General features: G+C 46.2%; 17 protein-coding genes. 10 read left to right on the top strand and 7 right to left on the bottom strand.

What is annotated here, in order from left to right:
- The first annotated feature begins 37 nt into the window (after nt 1–37).
- Nucleotides 38–1,048, top strand: coding sequence for a ketoacyl-ACP synthase III (locus NYE72_RS25995; protein ID WP_036685367.1), 1,011 nt, complete (start codon nt 38–40; stop codon nt 1,046–1,048).
- A gap of 124 nt (nt 1,049–1,172) precedes the next feature.
- On the opposite strand, the gene NYE72_RS25990 is transcribed toward NYE72_RS25995, so the two are convergent.
- Nucleotides 1,173–2,189 carry a LacI family DNA-binding transcriptional regulator gene (locus NYE72_RS25990; RefSeq protein ID WP_036685366.1) on the bottom strand — a complete coding sequence of 339 codons (1,017 nt, stop codon included), beginning with the start codon at nt 2,187–2,189 and terminating at the stop codon, nt 1,173–1,175.
- Between the two features lie 306 nt (nt 2,190–2,495).
- On the opposite strand from NYE72_RS25990, the gene NYE72_RS25985 reads away from it, so the two are divergent.
- A complete protein-coding gene (locus NYE72_RS25985) occupies nt 2,496–7,751 on the top strand; it encodes a carbohydrate binding domain-containing protein (RefSeq protein WP_339210756.1) in 5,256 nt (1,751 codons plus the stop codon).
- 76 nt (nt 7,752–7,827) lie between these two features.
- Here the strand turns inward: NYE72_RS25985 and NYE72_RS25980 are convergent, their stop codons facing one another.
- Nucleotides 7,828–8,385: a transcriptional regulator gene (locus NYE72_RS25980; protein WP_036685364.1), complete on the bottom strand. Its 558-nt coding sequence runs from the start codon at nt 8,383–8,385 to the stop codon at nt 7,828–7,830.
- Nucleotides 8,386–8,641: 256 nt separating this feature from the next.
- Here NYE72_RS25980 and NYE72_RS25975 point away from each other — a divergent pair, with 256 nt between their 5' ends.
- The 8 genes from NYE72_RS25975 to NYE72_RS25940 all read left to right on the top strand — a co-directional run bounded on the left by NYE72_RS25975 (nt 8,642) and on the right by NYE72_RS25940 (nt 17,167).
- On the top strand, nt 8,642–9,835 hold the full coding sequence (locus NYE72_RS25975; protein ID WP_036685362.1) for a glycine betaine/L-proline ABC transporter ATP-binding protein: 1,194 nt from the start codon (nt 8,642–8,644) through the stop codon (nt 9,833–9,835).
- A complete protein-coding gene (locus NYE72_RS25970) occupies nt 9,835–10,668 on the top strand; it encodes a proline/glycine betaine ABC transporter permease (RefSeq protein WP_036685360.1) in 834 nt (277 codons plus the stop codon). Before NYE72_RS25975 ends, NYE72_RS25970 begins: the two co-directional genes overlap by 1 nt.
- Nucleotides 10,669–10,681: 13 nt before the next feature.
- Nucleotides 10,682–11,551 carry a glycine betaine ABC transporter substrate-binding protein gene (locus NYE72_RS25965; RefSeq protein WP_038573223.1) on the top strand — a complete coding sequence of 290 codons (870 nt, stop codon included), beginning with the start codon at nt 10,682–10,684 and terminating at the stop codon, nt 11,549–11,551.
- Nucleotides 11,552–11,838: 287 nt separating this feature from the next.
- Nucleotides 11,839–12,450, top strand: coding sequence for a VTT domain-containing protein (locus NYE72_RS25960; protein ID WP_036685356.1), 612 nt, complete (start codon nt 11,839–11,841; stop codon nt 12,448–12,450).
- A gap of 154 nt (nt 12,451–12,604) precedes the next feature.
- Nucleotides 12,605–13,684, top strand: a complete 1,080-nt coding sequence (gene yunB, locus NYE72_RS25955; RefSeq protein WP_076141798.1) for a sporulation protein YunB — start codon at nt 12,605–12,607, stop codon at nt 13,682–13,684.
- Nucleotides 13,685–13,753: 69 nt separating this feature from the next.
- Nucleotides 13,754–15,238, top strand: a complete 1,485-nt coding sequence (locus tag NYE72_RS25950; protein WP_339210754.1) for a hypothetical protein — start codon at nt 13,754–13,756, stop codon at nt 15,236–15,238.
- The gene (locus tag NYE72_RS25945; RefSeq protein WP_339210753.1) at nt 15,235–16,437 is read left to right on the top strand and encodes a hypothetical protein; all 1,203 of its coding nucleotides are present in this window, start codon (nt 15,235–15,237) and stop codon (nt 16,435–16,437) included. Before NYE72_RS25950 ends, NYE72_RS25945 begins: the two co-directional genes overlap by 4 nt.
- The gene (locus NYE72_RS25940; RefSeq protein WP_339210751.1) at nt 16,430–17,167 is read left to right on the top strand and encodes a glycosyltransferase; all 738 of its coding nucleotides are present in this window, start codon (nt 16,430–16,432) and stop codon (nt 17,165–17,167) included. Before NYE72_RS25945 ends, NYE72_RS25940 begins: the two co-directional genes overlap by 8 nt.
- Nucleotides 17,168–17,192: 25 nt before the next feature.
- Here NYE72_RS25940 and NYE72_RS25935 read toward each other — a convergent pair whose 3' ends face one another.
- From NYE72_RS25935 to NYE72_RS25915, 5 genes are all read right to left on the bottom strand, one after another.
- A complete protein-coding gene (locus NYE72_RS25935) occupies nt 17,193–19,142 on the bottom strand; it encodes a glycosyltransferase (RefSeq protein WP_339210749.1) in 1,950 nt (649 codons plus the stop codon).
- Between the two features lie 15 nt (nt 19,143–19,157).
- Complete coding sequence (locus tag NYE72_RS25930; RefSeq protein ID WP_339210747.1) at nt 19,158–20,579, bottom strand: glycosyltransferase; 1,422 nt, start codon at nt 20,577–20,579, stop codon at nt 19,158–19,160.
- Nucleotides 20,576–22,621 carry a glycosyltransferase gene (locus NYE72_RS25925; protein WP_339210746.1) on the bottom strand — a complete coding sequence of 682 codons (2,046 nt, stop codon included), beginning with the start codon at nt 22,619–22,621 and terminating at the stop codon, nt 20,576–20,578. The genes NYE72_RS25930 and NYE72_RS25925 overlap by 4 nt, the downstream gene beginning before the upstream one ends.
- A 113-nt stretch (nt 22,622–22,734) precedes the next feature.
- A complete protein-coding gene (locus tag NYE72_RS25920; RefSeq protein WP_256718526.1) occupies nt 22,735–24,150 on the bottom strand; it encodes a DUF6385 domain-containing protein in 1,416 nt (471 codons plus the stop codon).
- Between the two features lie 28 nt (nt 24,151–24,178).
- Complete coding sequence (locus tag NYE72_RS25915; protein ID WP_076274251.1) at nt 24,179–24,646, bottom strand: DUF6385 domain-containing protein; 468 nt, start codon at nt 24,644–24,646, stop codon at nt 24,179–24,181.
- Nucleotides 24,647–24,853 lie beyond the last annotated feature (207 nt).

Here is a 24,853-nt window from a genome sequence, read left to right as displayed (position 1 = left end):
GTACTAATATCAGATACTAATTGAAGAGGTGATTGGAATGACAGGTGCAAAAATTACCGCTATCGGAACCTATGTCCCAGCCAAAAGACTGACTAATGCCGATCTGGAGCAGATCGTAGATACAAATAATGAATGGATTGTGCAACGGACCGGAATCCGTGAGCGCCGAATTAGTCGGCAGGATGAGTATACAAGTGATTTATGTGCAGCAGCTGTGCAGGATCTTATGACTCGTTATGGAAAAAGCGTTCAGGATGTCGATATGGTCCTGGTAGCTACGAGTACACCTGACTTTTCCTTTCCCTCAGTAGCTTCTTTGATTCAAAATCGTTTTAACATTCCGCAGACTGCTGGTGCTATGGATTTGAGTGCAGCATGCGCAGGTTTTGTCTATGCACTGCATACTGCTCACAGTTATGTGGCTTCAGGAATGCATCGCAAGGTACTGGTTATTGGTGCGGATACGATCTCCAAGATTACGGATTATACTGACCGCAGTACATGTATTCTTTTTGGGGATGGCGCTGGAGCAGTGCTTGTGGAAAGTGATGAGCAGACGACGGGATTTTTAGGCTTCCAGCTGGCAAGTGATGGCGGTGGGGCACATCATGTTTACCGTACGGGGCTTGCCCATACTGTAAACAATATTGAGCTGGTAGATACACAAATGCTGGTACAGAACGGACGAGAAGTGTTTCGCTGGGCGGTCAGAACGGTTCCTTTAGGTGTGCAACAGCTGCTAGAAAAAGCGGAGGTAGGTCTGGAGGAAGTAGACTGGTTTATTCCACACAGCGCTAATATGCGGATGATTGAGCCAATTTGCGAGCGATTAAATTATCCGCTGGAGCAGGTGCTGCACAGTCTTGTGAATTTCGGCAATACATCTGCTGCCACGATTCCTTTAGCACTCGATTTGGGCATCCGCGAGGGCAAGGTACAAAATGGACAAAAGATCCTGATGTATGGTTTTGGTGCCGGATTAACCCAGGCAGGACAATTGATTGAGTTGAATTTGGATCATCAGGTAGGGATACCTACTCCATATTAAGAGGTGGAGTTCGGCCAGCTAGAGACCAATGAAGATAGATAACGAAACATTTTCGATAATCAATAAAAAGACAACGCCGTTTGCGGAAACCCGCTTACATAAGTTGTCTTTTTTTGTTGATTAACTAAGTATTTAATTGACTGCCACAGGATTCACGCACAATAAGCACAGGCTCCACTACAAATGATCCACCGCCAGACTGATTGTTAATCAAGTCATAGAGCATATGGGCAGCGAGGATGCCAAGCCGTTCTTTGTTCTGGCGGATGGTCGACAGTTTTGGACTTGTATATTTACAGGCTTCAATGTCGTCACATCCGATAATGGCAATATCTTCAGGAACGCTGAGACCGTGTTCTTTCAAAGCCCGGATGGCTCCCAGAGCCAGCAAATCAGAAGCCGCAAAAATGGCTTTTGGTAAATTTCCAGCTTGAATTAATTGCTGCATAGCCGTATAACCGCTGGGCTCAAAGAAATCGTCGCCATGAACAAACCACTGACGGTTCAAAGTGAGGCCGAAGCTTTCAATAGCTTTGACATATCCGGATTCCCGCAGGTTAGAAATATCTGAATCCGCTGCACTTCCGATAAATCCAAGTTCTCTATAGCCAAGCAGATAAAAATGCTCCACGACCTTGGAAGAAACCTGAAAGTTATCTGACATCACAAAGCCGGATTTTTTGCCCTTTAGCTCAAGGTCGACCCCGATACAAGGAATACTGCTCATATCCAGATCGCGGATGGTAGGCTCCATCTTTTGCCCGGAAATAATGACACATCCATCCACATTAAAATGAACAGATCGAGCGAAATAATCGCCGCTGCTGATGAATTTCTCGTTGGAAAAGAAAATGAGATCGTAGCCCAGAACGCCCATCTGCTTTTTAAAAGAATTTAGCACTTCTACGAAAAAGGGATGTGTAAATTCGACATTAAGCTCGCCAGCAAAAATAACCCCGATCAGATTCGACTTCTTAGTTGCGAGTGTCTTGGCGGAGTTGGAAGGTGAATATCCGGTTTGTTCGATGATTTCCAAAACTCTTTGCTTGGTCTTTTCGGAAACATCACTGTAATTGTTCATAATTTTCGAAACAGTCGAGACAGAAACGCCGGCCATTTCGGCAATCATTTTGATATTCATAGTTAATAATGCCACCCTCCGCTAAATCGTTGAAATTTGAGAAAAAGACTGTTCTAGAGCGGTTATTTGCGAGTTATTATGAATAGGGTGAATGAAAATTCAATTGTTTTCAGTCTATTATTATTGCCGAAACAAGTCAAATATATATTTCACTATGCAGATTTACTCCAAAATAATCTATGTAAAAAAATTCAAAATTACATCTTTACAAAAATAGAAAACTAAGCAACAATAGCATTGTCGAAACCGATTTCGATTTTTCGCTTGAATTACGAATATTACGAAATTCGAGGAGTGATGTTTAGGATGAAAAGGAATTTCACAGCAGCACTTGCTGCTATGCTCCTTGTCACCGGGCTGCTATCACCGGTTGGGAGCATGAATGCTTCAGCGGCAGAGGCGTTAAAGGAAAACTCACCTGATTCAGCGGCAACGAAAGTGGAAAATGAACCAATCAATGGATTGAAAGCGTTTACCGATGTATCTCCAAATCATTGGGCCGCAGGCCCATTACAGCGTTGGAGCACAAATGGGATCATAAGCGGATATGACGACGGGTCGTTTCGTCCGGGTAAGGAAGTCACGAAGGCAGAATTCGCAGCTATTATGAATCGTATATTTAATTATCAGGAGCAATCGGATAAGGTTCCCGCTGATGTCCAGACCACAGACTGGTATAAAAATGATATAGCCAAAGGGATTGCAGCTGGTTATTTAAGCAGTGATCAGAAGAACAATATTTATCCTTCAAAAGCACTTTCGCGCGCGGAGGCAGCGTTAGCATTGGAGACAGTGTTTCGTTTCAATGCAGACAAAAGCAGTACAACAGCATTCACCGATCTGAACGGAGTCAGCGATGAAACCGCAAAAGCAATAGCCGTTCTATCGAGTGCAGGTTATGTAAAAGGTTATCCTGGAGGTTTGTTTAAGCCTGATGGTGGGATCACCCGTGCAGAGTTAGCTCAGTTGGCTGATCGAATGGTTTCGGGACTCCTCCTGAAATCAGGAGAGACTTCACTAGGAACAGTAAAGGGCAATGTAGTCATTAATCGGGCTGATGTGATTCTTAAAGACACGGTCATCCAAGGTAATCTTTATCTAACCGAGGGGATAGCTGAAGGGAATGCAAAGCTTGAAGGTGTAAAGGTAACAGGGACTACTTTTGTACGGGGAGGCGGCGAGCAAAGTATCGGCTTACACCATACTTCTCTTGGACTGCTTCAAGTAGCCAAGCCTAATGGTAAGGTTCGGATTTATGCCAGCGGGTCGACAGCTGTGGGTACTGTGCAGCTGCTATCTGGGTCAATCTTGGAAGAAAGCAGCGATCTTACCGGGGCAGGGTTTGGGGATGTTGAGATGGATGTCGTTCCTCACAATATTTCGCTTCGCGGAACATTTGGAGCGGTTCGTTCGGCAGACTCAGCAGTCAGCGGTTCTTTGTTAAGAATCCTTGGAACTGTCGGCAGCCTTACTCTGGGAAGTCCGACCCATTTAACATTGGTGAACAATTCACAAGTGGCGGCACTAATCCTATCTGCGAGCGCTGGAGCTACAGCAATTCAAGGCAGCGGAAGCGTAACCACAATAGATAACAAAGCCGATGGAGTGACGATTGGCGGTGTAGCATTGAAAAAAGGAAACACTGGCAAAACAACATTGCCAATAGCAAGCTCAGCGCCAAGCAGTTCGGGGAATGTAGGTCCAATAACGACGCCAAGCGCCACACCTGAAGCAACGGCGGCACCTACGGCCACTGCTACACCAACCGAAACGCCAACACCAACCGAAACACCGACACCAACAGCAACGCCAACACCAACCGAAACACCGACACCAACAGCAACGCCAACACCAACCGAAACACCGACACCAACAGCAACGCCAACACCAACCGAAACACCGACACCAACAGCAACGCCAACACCAACCGAAACACCGACACCAACAGCGACACCAACACCAACCGAAACACCGACACCGACACCGACACCGACACCGACACCGACACCAACACCAACACCAACACCAACACCAACACCAACACCAACACCAACACCAACACCAACACCGACCACTGATCCGTGGACACTGGTGTGGGGGGATGAGTTTGATGATGGAGACATTGATGCTACAAAGTGGACCTATGACCTTGGAGATGGTTCGCAATACAACAATCCAGGTTGGGGAAACAATGAGAAGCAGTGGTATACCAACGATGAGAAGAATGTAAAGGAACAGGACGGTAACCTGATCATTACGGCCCACAAAGAAGAAAAAGCTGGCAAACAATATACTTCTACACGGATTAAGACTAAAGGGTTGTTTAGTAAAAAATATGGCAAATTTGAAATTCGGGCCAAAGCACCTACTGGAAAAGGGTACTGGCCGGCGATCTGGATGCTGCCGGAGAACGATGTGTACGGGACTTGGGCTGCTTCCGGTGAGCTTGATATTATGGAAGGCTGGGGCAGTCGTCCAAACACGGTAGCGGGGACGATTCATTACGGCGGTATGGCGCCGAACAATGTATACTCCGGCAAAGAGTATGTATTTCCGGATAACGCTACGATTGAGCAGTTCCATACGTACTCTATTGAGTGGGAGCCGGGCGAAATTCGCTGGTATGTGGATGGTGAATTATATTCGACCAAAAATGACTGGTATAGCATCAGCAATGGGCAGCCTGCCAATAATGTGTATCCAGCGCCGTTTAATCAGAAGTTCCACTTGCTGATGAATCTGGCCGTAGGTGGTAACTTTGATGGTGATCCGACTAGCGAAACCGTATTTCCAAAATCGATGGAGATCGATTACGTTAGAGTCTATGAGCTGACAGGTCGTGAGTACCGCGAGCCTATTCCAGTTACACTGGAGAAGGAAGCCTATCCAGAAGGCTCCAAGCTTGCACTGGCAGACGGCAACATGGTCTATAACAACAATTATTCGGAGCAGGTGCCGGGGGATGACGGTATGGGAATCCCGAATACCGCACATTGGGTACTTTATAAAGAAGCAGGGGCTGAAGCTACGGTTTCTACCGTTCCTATTGGGGAGCGCAATTATGTGAAGGTAGATATCAGCAGTGGTGGCGGCAATTTTTATTCGATTCAACCCCAAGCTATCGTATCTATAGCTAAAGGCAGGTTCTATAAACTCAGCTTCGATGCCAAAACCGATATGTCCCGCAGTATGAGCGTCCGGTTAACAGGTGGAGAATCTCGTGGATTTGCAGCGTATTCTCCATCGCTTAAGGTAGATCTAACTTCAGCGATGACCCATTACGAGACGATGTTTCAAATGAAGGAAAACTCAGATATTGCTGCACGCGTCGAGTTCAACGTGGGTACCAATACTTCACCGGTATGGTTTGGTAATGTCAGATTAGAAGAGATTGAGAATATTCAATTCCCGCATGATAGTGTGAAGGAACCGCTGGCCAACGGTAATCATCTGTACAATGGTACTTTCGATATTGGGGAACCCAATCGGATGAGTTATTGGCATACGGAAGCAACTGGTGGTGCCATGGTAGAATCAAGCGTTAATGACAATGGCCAGTTAAAGCTGCAGATTGGCGGCAGTGAAAATGGTGAGGTTCGGTTACTTCAGAAGGGAATTCAGCTCATTCAAGGGCAGGACTATGAGGTTACGTTCAATGCTTCAGTCTCCTCTGCACGCACAGGAACGGTTCAACTACTAGGGAAAGACGGCAGTGTACAGGCAGAACAACCGGTTAACTTAAGCGAAGGTGAGCAAAAAATTAAAGCTACCTTTATCAATCTTGCAGGTGCAACCGATCATGAAGGACAATTCGTATTACTGTTAAACGGTGCTGCGGATACAGTCATTCTGGATAATTTCCAGATGCTGCGTACTAGCTTCTATTTTGATCCATCGCTAATATACTACCCACTCTTGAATGGTGAATTTAACTTTGGGTTTAGCGCCTGGGACCGCCTGTTGACAGAGCAGGGTGGTCAGAGCAGCGCTACGGTTGCAGATGGAGCAGCGAAATTTAGCATTACGAATACCGGCAGTCAGGCGTATTCTGTAATGTTGTTTCAGAACAACTTGAAAGCTGCTGCTGGAATGGATTATGTGGTTGAATTTGACGCCAGTTCAACCGTAATCCGCAAAATCGGGGTGAACGTAGAAAATGGTACGTATCAGGCCTCGTTCAGCAATATCGTGGAGGTAACGCCGGAGACGAATCATTACAGATTCGAATTCCGGCAAGGAAGCAAGGATACATTGTCTCTAAAATTCCTGCTTGGGAAGGTTGAGGGGATTAGTATTCCTCAAAACCATGATATTATCATTGACAATGTGAAATTTGAGATCAAAAATGCACCGGCCAAACCGCAGGAGCTGCTAAGCGACAGCAGCAATAACAGAGTTTCGCAGCCGATTGAGCTTACTTTTATCGACAATGCAAATTGGCGGAATCAAATCATGGCGGTAAAGGTTAACGGTACAATACTTAATGCAGAGCAGTACACTATTGAACCGGGAAAAATCACAATTGAAGCAGCAGTATTTCCGGCCGAAGGAAGTTATGCCATTACTGTTGAGGCTGAACATTATGTTACTGCAACTGTCACGCAGACTATTCTAGCTAATGATAACAATCTAGTCATCAATGGTTCGTTTGGCAGCGATAAGACGGGCTGGACTACCTGGTCCGGAGAAGGTGGCGTCTCCGCGTTTAATGTGAAGGATGGCGTAGCTGAAATCCTGATTACGTCGGCCGGATGGGAAGCGTGGCATACACAATTTTTCCAAGAGGGTATTCCACTGGAGGGCGGAAAAACGTATGAGGTGAGCTTCAAGGCGAAATCAACGGTTCCGCGGCAAATTGTGTTAGAATACTCCAATACTTCAGCTGCTTCCGCACAAGCTAAGTTTGATATTCATGCGGATTGGGCTACTTATTCAGCACAATTTACGGTGTCGAACAGCAATCCGCTGAAGCTTAATTATCTGATTGGCAAAACGCTGGGCGCTGATCCTGCGGCTAACAGTACGCCGCATACGATTTCTTTTGACGATATTGTGGTCAGGGAGGTACAAGGGGGTCCACCAGTAATACCGCCAAGCGGTACGCTGGATAATGGAACCTTCGATGTAGATGCAACGGGCTGGAGCCAGTACTTTGACGGAATCGGATCTGCCTCTGTTCAAGAGGGGGAATTTGCTATCAACTTAACAGGTACCGGGCAAGCCCCTTTTAGCGCACAGGTGGATTACGAAAATCTGAAGCTTGTTCAGGGAAAAACGTACACCTTGAAGTTTAAAGCTCGTTCTACAGTAAACCGCAATATTCAGGTAGCTGTGGAGCATAAAGGCGGGGATTACACCAAATATATGGAAGCTGAGCTTGTAGCCTTGACCCAAAATATGGACGAATACAGCTACACATTTACGATGAATGGGGCAACAGACGCAGGTGTTCATCTGGTATTTTTGCTAGGGCTTATAGATGGGAACGGTACGGAGACGAATAGTGAAATTAGCGCGGGCAGTACAATTTATTTGGATGATGTAAGCTTGATCGAAGGGTAAACGAAAAAAACGGCAGTGTTTTCCTTTTTACAGGAGCACTGTCGTTTTTTTTGTGTGTGTTTTTTGTGGGTTAGATTTAAGTTTCTTTAGGGATAAATTCAAAAATTTTGCCACTCTCAAAAGATTCTATTAGTTTCAGCAACCAGCGGTAGTAGTTAATGGATTCAGTTATTTTTTCTTCATCTGTATTTAAGAGCTGCATAAGTTTACTATCGTCACTATACTCTTTTTTCATATCGTTAATTTCTGCAAGTGATTTCGCTAGTGAGATCATATTACCTTCGACGGCTTTTCTCCATTTAATAGAGAAGTAATCACTGAAGTTCTGATGCCAGTCAGGCACAGTGGTGAACAAGTCTTTGCGCGTCCCTCTCCCCCATACTTTGTCGATCATTTTCAGATCTAGAAGGGTACGGACTCCCGTACTCATGGACGTTTTACTCATTCCCATTGTTTTGCTGAGTTCATCCAGTGTCACTGGACCTTGATTGAAGTACATATAACCGTATAAATGTCCAATAGACAAGGTAATGCCATACAGATCCATGTTTTTGCCGATAGAATCGATCACACGTTCACGGGCTTTACTAATCTTCTCTATTTGTTCGGGCGTAAGCCCTTCTAAATCGTTCATGATGTCCCTCCTGAGGAATAGGTCGATAGACTGCAACCTTATACAATGTATTGTAATCAAATCCCCCTCCATAAGTAAAGAATTCATGAAGAAAGGAATTTGGCGTAAAACAGAGTATTCCATACATAAAGTTCGTAAAGTTAAAACTGTACACTAAATTTTATCCGTATATGGTGTTTGCATGAATTTTCAATAGTCCGGTAAACTACTATAAGTGAACTAAACCCGGATAACATTTCGGGAGAAGGAGGACGGCATGGCTATTATAGAGGTGAAACAACTAACCAAAGTATTCGGTCATGATGCGGGACGCGCGATTCCTTTATTAGAGCAAGGGATGTCGAAGGAAAAAATTGCTCAGGAATTGAAGTTGACAGTCGGAGTCAACAAAGCCGAATTCAGCATTGAAGAAGGAGAAATATTCGTCATTATGGGTTTGTCCGGCAGCGGTAAGTCGACGCTGGTTCGTTTGTTGAACCGCTTGATTGAGCCTACAGGGGGGCAAGTTCTTTTTAAAGGGAAAGATGTTGTGAAAATGAATCCGGAGCAGCTGCGCCAATTCAGACGGAAGAACATCGGTATGGTGTTTCAGAAGTTCGCATTATTTCCACATCGAAGCGTACTGGAGAATGCAGCATACGGACTTGAAGTTCAGGGCGTAGATAAAAAGAAAAGAACTGAACTGGCAACGGAAGCTTTGCATCTGGTAGGTCTGAAAGGTTGGGAGAATCATCGTCCTGATCAACTCAGTGGAGGGATGCAGCAGCGTGTTGGACTGGCACGGGGCCTTGCCAACGACCCGGATATCCTGCTTATGGATGAGGCATTTAGTGCACTGGATCCGCTTATTCGTAAAGACATGCAGCAAGAGCTGCTGGAATTACAGGCCAGAGTGAAGAAAACCATCGTGTTCATCACTCATGATCTAGACGAAGCTTTGCGGATTGGAGATCGGATCGCACTGATGAAGGACGGAGTCATTGTGCAAATTGGTACACCGGAAGAAATCCTCATCCAACCTGCCAATAAATATGTAGAGCGATTCGTGGAGGATGTGGACTTGTCCAAGGTGTTGACTGCAGCTCATGTAATGCGTCAGCCGGAAACAGTCAGACCTGAACGCGGGCCTCGGGTAGCGCTTCAATTAATGCGTGACAGTGGTATATTCAGTCTATATGTAGTGGACAAGGAAAATAAGCTTCTGGGTGTTATTACAGCTGAGGATGCCCTTAAGGCACTGAATGATAATAAATCTATTCTGGAAGTAACGCGGAGAGAAATCCCACGTGTACAACCGGAAACGCTACTCAATGATTTCTTTGAATTAATATCTGAGACACATTTGCCTGTAGCCGTCGTAGATGAAGCGGATAAATTGAAGGGTATTGTGATTAAAGGAGCCGTTCTTTCCGCACTCGCCGGCAACGCGGTACCGGAAGGAGGATTATAATGGACATTCCTAAACTGCCTTTGGGAAAGGCACTCGAGTGGTTGGAAAATTGGCTGACGACTTATTGTGGGCCCCTGTTTGACTTCATCCATTCGATTATCGGTGGTATGGTGGCTGGCATTGAAAATGCACTTACCTTCCTGCCAGCACTAGTACTTATCGTGATTATTGCAGCTTTGTCTTATTGGATCGGTAAATGGCGCATGGCACTATTTGCGGTCATTGGGCTGCTTCTGATTGATAATCTGGGATTATGGGGACCTTCTATGCAGTCCTTGGCCCTTGTTCTAACCGCCTCGATATTGGCTGTAGTAATTGGTGTGCCGATTGGTATTTTATGTGCGCAGAGAAATACCGTTAGAAATATAGTTACGCCTATTTTGGACTTTATGCAGACGATGCCGGCTTTTGTATATTTATTGCCAGCGGTATCCTTTTTCTCACTGGGCGTAGTTCCAGGGGTTATAGCTTCGATTATTTTTGCAATTCCGCCAACGATTCGCTTGACCAATCTCGGAATTCGTCAGGTTTCGGAGGAACTGGTGGAGGCAGCAGATGCTTTCGGATCGACACCTACTCAGAAATTAGTTAAATTGCAGCTTCCAATCGCTTTACCAACAATTATGGCAGGTGTGAACCAGACAATTATGTTGTCACTGTCAATGGTTGTTATCTCATCGATGATTGGTGCACAGGGCGTGGGTGCCTATGTATACCGTGCGGTATCACAGGCTAAGACAGGAGACGGATTCGAAGCAGGGATTGCGATCGTTATTATTGCCATTCTGCTGGACCGTTTGACACAGAACGCACTAAAACCAAAACAAAGATAGGAGTTTTAAATAAATGAAGAAGAAAAATATAGGGGTATTCCTGTTAGTTATTATGATGATTGCTGTTATTGCTGGATGTTCTTCATCAAGTAAAGAGAAGGTAAAATTAGCATATGTAGCATGGGATTCGGAAATTGCGAGTACTTATGTAGTAAAGGAAGTACTTGAAACTAAGCTTGGAGCTACCGTTGAAATGCTGCAGGTAGATGCTGGCCCAATGTGGGCTGGGGTTGCAGACGGTAGTGCGGATGGAATGGTTGCAGCTTGGCTGCCAAGTACCCATGCGGCTTATCTAGAAAAGTATGGTGCAAAAATTGAAGATTTGGGTGCGAATTTAAACGGAACTAAGGTTGGCTTGGCTGTTCCAGCCTATATGGATATTAATTCTATTGAAGACTTGAAGAACAGTGATATGGCAGCAAAGCTGAACAATCGCATTATCGGCATTGAGCCAGGTGCTGGCATTATGACAACCACAGAAAAGGCTATTGCGGAATATGATCTTAGCGATTACACACTTCTTGAAAGCTCATCCGCAGCGATGGCTCAGGAACTGCAAAAGGCTTATGACAACAACGAGCCAATCGTTGTTACAGGTTGGACACCACACTGGATGTTCGCCAATATGGATCTGAAGTATCTGGAAGATCCAAAAGGGGTTTATGGTGCGGATGAACAGATCCACACGATGGTCCGCCAAGGTCTGAAAGATGACATGCCGAATGTCTACAAATTCCTGGATCAATTCGAATGGACAGCGGAAGATATGGCTAAAGTAATGATTGAGGTTCAGGGTGGTAAGTCACCAGAAGAAGCCGCTAAAACTTGGGTTGAGAGCAATCCGGATAAAGTGAATGCTTGGGTTGCAGGTATAGAATTGTAAGTAAATTAAAAACTGTGTTATGATGTGAAGAATAAATGGAAACAAAAATGTAACTTGTACGCTAACTACTGTTCTTTACACATTACACTTCATAAGCAAGCTCATTCAATAAAACACCCCGTAAGGGGTGTTTTTCTTGGGAATATAAGCAAAGTATTACAAGCTCTTAATGTACTGTGCTTATATTTCAATAAGAATGGATACCTAGTTTACACACTTAGACTTATGCTTTGTCAAAGTAAATCAGGAGGCAGCTGCTGCAAGGAGTCAAGAGAGGAGACTGCTTCATGACAGAGACCATAAATACCTGGATTGATTGGCTGCTGCAAACGCTGGGCCTTAGCGGGCCATCTATTTTATTCGTGACCATCCCGCTCGCACTTTTGCAGAGTATATTAGGATTTTTTCCATTCGTAATTTTGATCGTGCTGCATGTCTCTGTTTTTAACGTAATTGGAGGCATGCTGATCAGTTGGCTGGCCTGCAATCTAGGCGGAATACTGATGTATTTTCTTATTCGGAGATATCTGTATAACTGGTTTGACCGAAAATGGAGAACCAAACTGAAGCGCTATGATAAATGGCAACGTTACTTGGATCGATACGGGATTTGGACGCTGGTACTATTGCGTACGATTCCGATTATTCCGAACAATGTAATCAATTTCATGTCTGCTGTTTCACCGATTAAAGCCTCATCCTTTATATGGGGAACCGTGCTTGGTAATTTATCTTATATATGGTTATTCGGTACGATTGGATCAACTTTAATTGTTCCGCGTGAAGAATGGAATGGTTATCTTACCTGGTATGCGGTGTTTATTGCTATTCTCATTGGTATCTTTATTCGGCGTCATTGGGACCATTTGCAGGAGGATAAGCGGAGCAGAATGCACTAATATCATATTCCCAGTTCATGATCTAAAGGATGAAGAACGTTTCTTCAGGCGTAGTTTGCCGGAGGGAACGTTCTTCTTTTTTGTCCTCTTAGCGAATACCTTAAATTAAGTGGAGGTGGCTTGACCTCTGCGTAAGGCGGGAGGGACTATTGCAATGGGCAGATTGAAAAAATGGGGGAACCGAAGGCTGAGAATACCTGATCTAGGCCATTTTCGGCTGCCAAAAATAAATGGGGACACGAATCGGAGATTCTCAGCAAGAAGCTCCGCATTCAAGTCAAAACCCAGCCGGGCAGCGGTTAGGCCGCAGCGTACGCGCTTTGAAGCCAAACGTAGCAAAGGCCGCTTTAGGTTATCCAGCCGGCCAGAGAGTAAGGTAACGGTTGCAGGCGGAAAAACACATAAGCCAAGAAGCCGACGCAAATTTTGGCTGATAGCATCTTTAGTAATACTTGTGCTGGTGCTGCAGTCACTTCGCTATGTGGAGCTGCATATGAAGCCGCCCATCCTGCATTTAGCACAAATACGTGTGAAGCAAATCGCTACGGAATCGATTAATAAGGCGATTACCTCTCAGGTTGCGAATGGAGGGAATGCGGAAGAGCTAATTGATTGGAAGACGGATAAGAACGGGAAAATATCAGGGTTCATGCTCAACTACGCGGAGCATATGCGTATTACTTCGCAAGCGGCACAGGTCATTCAGTCTACGCTGCAGGAATTGCATAATCGAACAGAATATATTCCGCTGGGGCAGGCGCTGGGCAGTCCCCTTATCGCTTCTTATGGACCCGATATTCCGATCAAGATTGAACCACAAGGTGCGGTTAAGGTTGAACTCAGTACTCGCCAGCAAAACGCTGGGATCAATATGATTCTGGTCGAGGTATATATTCATATTGTGACAGAGGTTGCAGTCGTCATTCCTTTTGATATGGAGCCGCAGGTAGTGGATACAGAAATTCCTGTGTCTTATCTGATGGTTGTTGGAGATGTACCTATGTATTACTACGATAATCAAGGTCAACCTGTGGGGGCGAACGGCAGCAGTGCTCCGGGAATTGCTATTCCTGCTCCAGCTGTAGGTGGGGATAAGAGTGGAGCAGTGGATCAGGGTAAGGATACCTCCAGCAACAGTCAGAAAGATAACAACCCGTCTCCAGCGGCAACTGATCCCGCGAGTACGGGTGCAGACCATACGGAAGAAGATAAAGGAGCGGGCGGAGGAAATTAAGGGGATATCGCGCTTCAGCGCTCATAGACTATAGGTAGAACAGCTTTAATAAATGGAGCGTGAATCCTAATGTCGCAAGAATCTCTGAATGTGGAACGCTTGGCGGGAAGGTATGGGTTCTTGGAACGCACGGGACTACTTCCACTGCCGAGTATAGATGGGATCACCCTTGTAGTTGAGCTAAGCCGCCCGGATTGTGCCGCGGCTTGCTTACCCTTGCTGCTGCTCCATTCTGGAGAGTCTGTGCGCATTATTGCTGTGGCAATGACTCCTGATTTTTCTATGGATACATTAGCCGGACAGTTCTCACAGGAGCAGTCGATTCTCTTTGTTCCTTATGAGAAAGAGGAGTACATGCCTAACCAGGCTCTGGCACAGATCGAAACCAGTTTCGCGGTTTTACTTGAAGATTCGACCATGGTATCGTCTGGCTGGCTAAATGAGCTATTGTGGGTTCCTTTTGATGACGCTTCTGTTAAGGTGGTTGCCCCTCGCTCTTCAACCGAAAGAGGGGAAGGGAAGAAACGTCTTCACTTCGGCACCTATGATGAGTTTGCTGCGCATGTGAGCTATAGTCTTAGCCGGCACCAAGGAGAATGGCGAGAGATGGATGTACTAACGGGTTCTTGCCTCCTGTTCTCTAAAGAGCTGCTTCAGCGTATTGGAGGGTTGGACACCTCGCTTCATGCGCGGCCTCTTATGATTGCCGATTGGTGTCTTCGAGCGCGGCAGTCTGGAGCTAAGCTGGCGCTAAGTGATGCTGTGTATGTTCATGCTATACATTCACTTGATAGAGGCCAGAGTAGGCTGAACGGACCAACACTTGCGGATGGCTGGCGGGCGTACAGTACAAAATGGGCGCTGGAAGATGTCTTAGAAGACGAAGAACATCTTGTACCGCAGAATGGATTCTTACAATCAACACAACCTGTTATTCCACTCGGTAAGGCAACCTTGGCAACGCCATTAGTGACGGCGATTGTTTATTGTGAAGAGGATGGGAATGGGGACCATCTTCCGCAGGAATGGGCAGCTACACAGGAGCAGCAGAGCTACAAGAATATTCGCTGGATCTGGATCAAGGACAGCTGGATGAACACAGCTTCCGGCTTGCCAGTAAATGAACAGGATGTAGTGATTACAGTTCGTGGTCAAGAGGCTTGGCTGCGGGCTTTGAAGAATGCATCTGCATTATTTGAGAGTGAGATAACTGTGTATTTATCAGACTCTATCAGGTATGAGAAATATTACGTTGAACGGGTAGTGAAGGCGATCACCCAAGGTTCCGCGGATCTGATCGTTAGTTTATCTACGGATATGGACGAAGAGGTGGGGCATTTGCTTAAGGGAGACCCTTCGGGAATTGTTTTTCCGCTAGAGCGAGTTGCTCATAAAGGCGGGAATGTGCCTGGAGTGATTACCTGTAAGGCGTCCACTTCGCACCAATTGCAGCTTCACCCTGAAGCTTCACTAACTATAGGTTATGTGGGGGATTTGTCCGAACCGCAGGGGAAGAAAGCAGATAGCAGCAGGGGCAGGGAGGCGCACTCATGAAATATTTAATTCTGAGCAGAGGCTCCTGGGAGGAATACGAATATAAAAGACTGTTGGATCTTCTTCCCGAGCGGGAAGAGGTTTGTTTTGCCGGAAGAATGACTCTTGAGCAGCAGATTAACAGCCAGATCAAGCCGGTAATGATCGCGGATATTCATACTCTCAAGGCGAGGGAGTACACATTTCTGGTCTCCTCTCCTTATTGGCTGCCCGAGGTTCTTTCTTTGCAAGCAGGATATATAGTGGCTTTGTTAGAGCGCTTTCCGGAAGAAGAAAATAAGGTCTTATGGGATAAATACAGCGGCTTGCTTGGAGCAAAGGCTGATCTAGTAGGAACCCGGTCAGAACGGATCTATCTGGAGCAGAGCTTGTGCAGGGAGAGTGTTATTTATCTCGACGGGGATCAGCAGGAATCCTATGGAGTTGTATTTCAGCGCGAGCGGATTTATTTTCTGACAGATTATGAAGTGTTGTGGAGTAAGGCGATTGAGAACTTATGGCAGGAGGAGCCCCTCCTTGCTACGGACTGGTTTAGGATTCAACTCCAGCTTAGGGCGGATTATTATACCTCGATGTGCGCCAAGCTGCCCAACCAGCCTGTTGTACATTATTTGGCAGCATCTTATTTGTATTTGCTTGGGGACTCCACAGCGAATCGATATCTGGCGCAATCCTTTGAGTTAATGGTGCTGTATGAATATTTGGATTGCCTTATTTCACACTTCCGTTTTTTTTCTGCAATAGAAGCCAAGACAGGGAATCTGGAAACGGCAGTCCGCCAATTTGCGATTACAGCATTTACCGCAGAGGAGAAGCAAGCAGTAGAAAGGATGGAGGGCTGGCTCCATTCCGGGCAGGATGAACTGGTTCGCGCGGAGTTGTTCCACCGGAATGAGGATGAGGCAGCGGCGGTAAGAATTTTAAGCCCGCTAACTTCTTCCGAGGCAAAAGCGTTGCTGGTGCAAAATTATGTGCGGACTTTTCAATGGGAAAAGGCAATAGAGCTGCAACATGAGCAAGAAAATGTGGATGAAGCCATGGAAGGCACCATACACTTGCTGTATGGCAGGCGGCACGAGGCCATCCGCAGCTTTTTAAATGCGGGAGGGCAAGACAATCAGGCATGGCCACTTTTGTCAGAGATGGCAGATCTCGAAGAGGCTGTAAGACGATTGAGAAGGAGAGTGGAGGATGAGTAGTCATAGAGGGCCACTCCGCAAAACATCTGGCAATCGTCTGACTGCTATAATGCAGGTTAGGAACGAAGCCGGAAGGTATTTAGAGCAGGTGCTGGAGGAATTAAGTGAGTTCGTGGATGATATTGTGATCGTGGATAATGGAAGTACAGATAATACGGCTCAGTTATGTCTCTCTTTTGCCAAAGTTAAGAAGCTCGTAACCCTGCAAAGCTCTTTGTTTAACCGTGAATGGGAGCTGCGGCAAACATTGTGGGAGCTGGCGGTATCTACGAATCCGGATTGGCTGCTGTCTGTGGACGCCGATGAGTTCTATGAAGAGTCTGCTAAACGGGAGATGAGGCGACTCATCGATCAGGATGTGTATGACTGGGTATCCTTCCGATTATTTGATTTTTGGGGCGGCACCACACATTACCGTGAAGATGAGCATTGGAATATCCACACGAAGCATACCCGTACACTAGTCCGCTATTTGCCGAACTTTCATTATTTTTTTCCGAAAATGGATCATCATGTGCCAAGGCTTCCGCTCTCTTATTCGGTATTGCCGGGTTTTCTTACCGAGCTGCGTGTGAAACATTATGGTTGGGCGATATCCCCTGAGGAGCTTCGGCGAAAATACTCGCGTTACCTGGAGCTTGATCCAGAGGGGCGCTGGGGTAGTCTGGAGCAGTACGAATCTATCCTTGATGAGCAGCCCCATCTGGTAGAATGGCAAGAGGAGCATTGAAATCCGCATCTGCCCTGCCAACCGGCTAAGTCCGGCTGGCAGATCTCAGAAGCAGCGCAGAAGAGATATGAGCTGACGGTATCCCTTGCGGATAAACTTCTGCTGCGAGCTGCAGCTTGTAATAAGCGAGGCTCACGGCTGCGGTAGCCCCCCCGACTCTACGCAAAGCGGCTTCATCTTCTATATGAAGGATGGGCACCTCTCCGCAGGAGTAGGCTATCGCAGCGTATAATTGCCACTCGGTACAGTCCGCAGGCGTTTGATATTGAGGAGACTTGCTGACATAAATAGAGCACCATTGTTTTTTTATGGAGGTGGGGGCTTCGAGTAAACCGTAAAGTAAAGGCTGCGGCAGACTGGACCATTGAAAGGAAGAACCTTGCGAATGCCGATAAAGTGCTAATAAACTATTCCAAGCACCAGTCTGAAGCAGCAATTGTGCTGCATAGTTGAGATCCGAAAGATCAGCTTTAAGCCTATAATTCCCCGCTAAAAGATGATGGATCGATAAAATCCCCGGTCTGTAAGGCAATAGACAGACAAGCCAGCGCATGGCAGACTCAGTATCTCCAATACGGCAAGAGAAAGCCCACAGGTAGCCAAGTACAAAGGATCGGTTGGAAAGATGGGAAGGATCATGAAGCAGCTGTTCAAGCGGTGCGAGTGTCTGAAGATGTTCCGGTTGATTGTTTATTTCCAGAATCGCCTGCAATGCAACCTGAACAGATAAGGGTAACTGGCTGGCTGTAGAAAGCTCAGCTTGCCATTCCGGATCGCGGGCATTGAGCGCTGCGGGCAGAAGATGACTCAAAGTATCAGGGGATAAAGAGTGCAGATGGTTGTGGGTCAATGCTCGTAGCATCACCTTCTCCCCAGAAAAAAGGCTTAGTGGGACAAATTCTTTCCACGCTTCGGTATAATCAGGCTTATGTTGTATGGAAGCCTCGTAATGTCTCCACGCATCCGGGTATTGGTATAACTTCTCACACACTCTCCCGGCTAGTAGTTCTGTTCGATACGTTCCACTGCCCGAGGAAGAAGGGTATTTATGTGCTGTATTCCCGCTCTGAAGTGCTTGCTCCAAGTAGTGCTTGGCTGAGCTGAGCTTCCCTTGTTCCAGTAACAGGAGGGCATAGCTTTCTAATAAATCCGTGAAATCGGGAAAAAGACCGCTCCCCGTACGAAAAACTTCCTCAGCTTCCTGCTTTCGGCCACATAGTTGTAAGGCGTAAGCCGTCTTAAGGTAAATATCTGAGACATAACCGGAAGGGGCTGGAGTGGAGGTGAGCAGCGGAAGGAGGATCTCTGCCGCTTCTTTATATTGTCCCTGCTGATAATACTCTGCCCCTAACGCATAACGAAGAAAAAGATGGTTTGGTTGAAGCCGCAGACCGTTGTTGATAAGTGCTAAATTGCGGTTATATTTATTTTTACGCATCAATTCATCTTCTAAATATCCGTAGTGCAAAATACGCAAATCTGCATAAGCGATCTCCCCCGCTGGAAGCTCCCAAATGCTGCTGGCAATCTCCTCATGAATACTTCCGCGAAAAATAATTCTTTTGTCATTTCTGAATAATCGACAGACATGATCTGTAACAAAATCCGCTTCAGGTATATCACCGACATAGTGGATAATGGGCAGCCAATACCCATGAATATACTCGGCACCAAGCAAGGGCTGGAGCAGATTCTCACTCCAATGATCTACAGCCTCATCGGCATCCAGCACCAGAACCCAAGCAGAAGTTGCATACTCTAGGCTTATATTCCGAGCTTTGGTAAAATCATTTTCCCAAGGAATGTCGATAATCTTTGCACCGAACCTCTGAGCGATTTCTTTACTGTTATCCTCTGAACCTGTATCCGCAATGATAATCTCAGATACTAGCCCGCACACAGAGGATAAGCATTTCTCCAGATGGTTTGCCTCGTTCTTAATGATCATGCAAAGTGTAATATCCGGTGTGGTCATAGGAATACGTCCTTCCTAATCTGAAACTCTGGGCAGTGGAAGTGCGAGCCGCACTCTTTTAGCCGCTGGAGAATAGGGGGTTGAAGAAGAGAGGGAGGCAAGCAGACGATCCGCCAACAAAAGCTCCGAACGCCCTGGGTGATAGGCTGGGTTGAATAACGAGTCATTAGATGAGGGCTGCCCTGTGGTCTTCATCAGCTGTTTTGCTGCCTTATCACATCCCTCAATCTGCAATAAATCTAAGAGAAGTCCGCTTTTAGCAGCTGTGTATTCGGGTAGATGAGCGTGAAGCCAGCCCGAAATTTCATTTTCGCGCTCAGCACATTTTAAGGCTCGGATCAGTCGGGTTATAATGGGCGTTGGATCGGGATGAAGCTGAGCAGCTTTGGTATAACAGGCACAGGCCTCGGTCTGATCGCCTATTTCTTCGCATAACTGTCCCAGCAAATAAAATGTCAAATAAGATCCGAATCCAGACTCGGTATGGTAACCGGAAGGGGCTTCTCCAATGACTAAGGCTTGCAGCAATGCTGTTTTGGCCTCAGCTAGGGCTCCCATTTGAAACAGCAGCACACCTTTGATATGAGCCAAGTCAGGATAATCTGGATGTAGGGTTATCCCTAAGTCGCAAGCTTCCAGCGCCGCGTTGAAATCTTTTAATTCTGCCAGGCAGCGGATTTGATATTTGTGCAGCAGATGAACGTAACTTGTGTCGGGCGGAGCTTCGTTAAGTGATCTTTTGATATGCTCTAGAGCCGGTTGATATTCACTAAGCCGCATATATTCAACAGCCATATTGAAATGGTGAAAGGGGTCATTGGGATTTAACTTTAGCTGTTCCTTGAGCAGCTCTACATTTCGTTTGATCTTATCTTTTTTTGCTACTACGCCGTCTGCATAACCGTAATGATGGATGACTACGGTGCTTAAATGCATAGCTGCTTTGGGTGTAGCTTTTACGATCGTTTCTGCAATCTGTTCGTGGATGATGCCGCTGAAACGGTACTGCGGGCGGTTACGGAATAGGCGGATAATCGGATTAACAGTAATGGTCTGTGAAGCTGCGGTTAAACCTTTATGATTATGAATGCGCAGAAAAAAAGCTTCATACTCCAAATGCTCCGCACACAGCAACAGCTCCCCCTTACTTTTCGCATCCAGTTCCTCATCTCCATCCAGAATGAGAATCCATTGTCCGTGGGCTTGCTGAAGACCCGCGTTGCGGGCAGCGGCAAAATCGCCATTCCAAGGATGGTGAACAACTTTAGCTCCAAAGCTTAGAGCAATTTGTAGCGTGGAGTCGGTAGAGCCAGTGTCGACTACTATGATCTCATCGGCGACACCACGTACGCTTTTTAAACATTGGCTTAAGCTATCTGCTTCGTTCTTAACGATCATGCATAGCGAAATCAGAGGTTTTTGGCTTGGCATGTTCATTTGGCTGCCCTCCCCTCGCTCTGGCGGAAGCTCCACTGTGTGTGCCACGGTGTACGATTTAGTAAAAAGATGGATTTATGGATGGCACCAATATCCGTTTGCAGTGGACCGTGGACGTTAGCTGCATCCAAGCTGTTCAGAGCATCCTCCATGCTAAGCTTCGCTTGCTGAAGGTAACAGAGTGCTAAACCCACTCGGGCAGCCTCATGCTCAGGCATTTGCTCCAGCGCTTGTTGAAACCATTCACTGGCTTCCGTGTAATGCCCCTTGTCAAAGACCATCTCACCTATATAAAAAAGAACCTTCGCATCAGCCGCTTGATCGCTAACTAACCTGATAAAATGCTCGCCTGCCGCATTCCTATTCCCTTCTTTATATAATGCTGCGGCTAATTCAGACCGAAAGGTAGGGAACAAATTTACCAAAGCTTCGCTTAACGCGGGCTGGTGTAGTTTTACTGATTGTTCGATCAAATCTGAAATGAATGAGGAATGTAATGTTAATGGATCTACCTCTGCTTCGACGGGATCTACCTTTTGTTGCTGGTGGCACTTCTGAATGTATTGCAGTCCGAAGCGAAGTTCGTCTGGTACATAGGTTAGCAGGTCATTGTGGAATTCTCCAAAAAGCGACCAAGAGCAAATAGCCCAGAGGGTAGCCCACTTTTTCAGATATTCTAAATCATGGTTATCTTGCGTAGCTAAGGAGGCCATTTGTCTTATCGTTGTATAGGCGTCTTCCAGCTTGCCGGTAATGATGAGCGAAGAGATCATCCAATTTGCCGTCTCTAATTCCAAGGGAAAAGTGTCTCGGGATAAGTTAGTGATGGCCTCATTAGCATTTATCGCAAATAAACTGTCAATAATCGCAGCTCGTTGGGCAGCATTAGTTGGGGGGACGAGTTGTATCAGCAAGGTGGCAATCTCCTCATCGGTTACAGCTAAGCGTTGAAAAGCAGAAGCTATTCCCTGCAAGGCAGGCCTATATAAAGAGTGGTGTTGAAGCGCACGGTGGTAGAATCTCGCAGCGTCCTCCTGAAGCTCAAGCCGCTCTGAGATTAATCCTAGTCGATAAAGTGGGCGGAAGGTGTTCATCCCTTGCTCAGATACATATTTTTGATTAACCTGATCTCCAGAAATGGATGCTGCACGCTGATAAGCTTGAAAAGCACGTTCTAACAAACCTTGACTCTCCAAAGATTGGCCTAATAAAAAATGCAGGTCAGAGTAATCCTCATAACGCTCCAATTCAGGCAACAGCAAGGGATCTATGATATTGGTTTTTCCTTGAGCCAGATAAATTTTACAGAGATCTCTAATCATCGTAGGACGGTAGGAAGCTTCAAGTGGCACATGGTGAAGGGTCTGGCGAAGTAATGTCTCTGCTTCCAGAAGACGACCGTCCTGACAGCAGGTGACTGCTAAATTATACGAGTGAAAAGGATCTTCCGGTTGTTCGGCTAAAGCGAGTCGCAGCAGCTGTTCATTGCGTTTGATTTTATTTTTTCGTGCCATGATTTCCGGCATATATCCGAAGTGTTCAATTTCAATATCACTATGCTCAATCGCCGAGCTGTTATGTGATTTAAGGATTGCAGCGTCAATTCCTTCATGAATTCTTCCGCTATATCGATAACCCTGTCCATTTCGGAATAAACGAACCGCACTGTGCTTTACCTTATCTTCAGGCCGAACGCCAAGCCAATTATCAATGTTTACTGTAAAAGCCTGAGCTTGCGTGTTTTGCAGGAGGCTGCGGAGTTCCGGAAGTGGAGTTTGCAGGCGTTCATCGGCATCAAGGACTAGAATCCAATCGGTATCCGCCTGATCGAGGCCTTCGTTACGCGCTGCAGCAAAGTTTTCTGTCCATTCCCGTTGGAATACTCTAGCCCCGTGCGCTTGGGAAATAGCTATGGATTCGTCAGTAGAGCCTGTATCTATGACTACAATCTCGTCAACACCTGCTACGCTTGTGAGACAGTGGGGCAGAAGATCAGCTTCATTGTTAACGATGAGGTGGACGCCAAGCGTAATATTGTTCACGTTGTTTCCTCCTTGTTACATATGTAGAAGTAGAAATCAGCTTTTGCTATCAAAAGAAAAAGCACATGGATATCCATGCACTCTTTCGTTACAACATATGATGGGCCTCTGCATTACGTTCCCTGTGCGTTGAAACTTACATTGATTGTTGAGGCGGCTCCTGCATTCGTTGATTGATAGGATAAGCGTGTATATTTCAGGAATCTGGCCGGAACTATGACATCGATAGAACCTGCTGCTAAAGGATTATCTCCTGTGGTATCGACGAAATAGTTCGTTCCGTCAGCACTGATTTCAACTCGTGTGTTGACTGGGTTAGCTCCAGTGTTATTGATGAAAAAGGAATAGGTCCCCAATACGCTCGTAGTCACTGCTGGCAGTGGAGTATAGGCATTAGCAGTTGCAATACCCGTCGTCGTCTGTTCGATAAAGCTGCGTTGTGAAATAGAGGTCACACTACTGAGTGTACCGGCTGTAATGGTGGCTCCGAGCACGCTGGTAATGGTGCCGTTTAAGAGGTTGGTGACCGTACCTGCAGAAGACAAAGTACCAGCTGTGATGGTGGCTCCAAGTACGTTAGTAATCGTGCCTTCGAGAATGTTAGTAATGGTACCTGCTGAGGACAGAGTACCCGCAGTGATCGTAGCTCCGAGCACGCTGGTAATGGTCCCGTTTAAGAGGTTGGTGACCGTACCTGCGGAAGACAAAGTACCAGCCGTAATGGTGGCTCCGAGCACGCTGGTAATGGTCCCGTTAAGGATATTGGTAACTGTTCCTGCTGAAGACAAAGTACCAGCGGTAATGGTTGCGCCTAGTACACTAGTAATAGTACCGGCAGTGATCGTAGCTCCGAGCACGCTGGTAATCGTGCCATCGAGAATGTTAGTAATGGTACCTGCGGAAGACAAGGTACCCGCAGTGATTGTAGCTCCTAGCACACTAGTAATGGTCCCATTAAGGATATTGGTAACTGTTCCTGCTGAGGACAAAGTACCAGCGGTAATGGTTGCGCCTAGTACACTAGTAATAGTACCGGCAGTGATCGTAGCTCCCAGCACGCTGGTAATCGTGCCATCGAGAATGTTAGTAATGGTTCCTGCGGAGGACAAGGTACCAGCCGTGATCGTAGCTCCGAGCACGCTGGTAATCGTGCCATCGAGAATGTTAGTAATGGTTCCTGCGGAGGACAAAGTACCAGCTGTGATGGTAGCTCCGAGTACGCTAGTAATAGTCCCGTTAAGAATGTTGGTAACCGTACCTGCGGAAGATAAGGTACCCGCTGTGATGGTAGCCCCGAGTACGCTAGTGATAGTCCCGTTAAGAATGTTAGTAACTGTTCCTGCTGAGGACAAAGTACCCGCAGTGATGGTAGCTCCGAGTATATTGGAAATCGTACCATCTAGGATAATTGTCGTTAGATTTCCGCCTGGATCTGTAGTAAGCGGATGATCAATCAGCGAGGCATCCCGGCCAAAAATAAGCGTTCGTAGATTATCGGGATTAGCTTGAAAAGAGCTGTAGTTAGGCAAAATTCCTCGTCCCTCTCTTATAAAATTGTTAACTCATACCTATAGACTGGGCTTGGACGTATACATCAATTTTGCCTAAACCCGTTGGCTGTTGCGTGGAGGCGGATATCCGAGTCCACTTTAAAAATCTGCTTGGCACTAGCACCTTCATTTCTTTTGCGGCCACGATCTCTTCTGAATCTATAAAAGAATCAAGACTGTTCGGACTAATCTCCAAGCGGACGCTAACAGGGTGGTCTCCTTGGTTCATAACTGCGTAAGAGATCATCGTTTTAGTTCCGCTTTTTTGCCAAGGCAGAGGCGAAATGGAGCTGGACACGGGGAATCCGATAAATTGATGCTCGGAAAATAAAGGACTGATCGTGACCTTACGGCGCTTTCTTCGACCATTTGGAGGTGGAAAAGGTTGCGGATTTCTAGAGCGATTCCCCTGTTTTTTTGTGTGTTTTATTTTGCTGCGCTTTTCTAGTTCCAGACCGTTATGGATTTCATTCACCTCCTACGGGTTTTCTGGAACCCTATCCATAAAAGGACCCTAACCGTCGTTTGAGCCCTGAGCATCAATAAACCGCAGTCCAATAAGCCGCGAACCGTTAGGGACAATCCTTAGCCATTCGAATGGTGATAATAATATATGGTGAAAAATAAGAGGTGATTGGGCTGCAAAAGCAAAAATACGCACCTTCCCAAACAACCTGCTACT

The organism is Paenibacillus sp. FSL L8-0333 (genome assembly GCF_037965665.1).
Classification (GTDB): domain Bacteria; phylum Bacillota; class Bacilli; order Paenibacillales; family Paenibacillaceae; genus Paenibacillus_AQ; species Paenibacillus_AQ odorifer.
The sequence above is the reverse complement of the archived record's forward strand: the minus strand, read 5'-3'. Positions and strand labels throughout refer to the sequence as shown.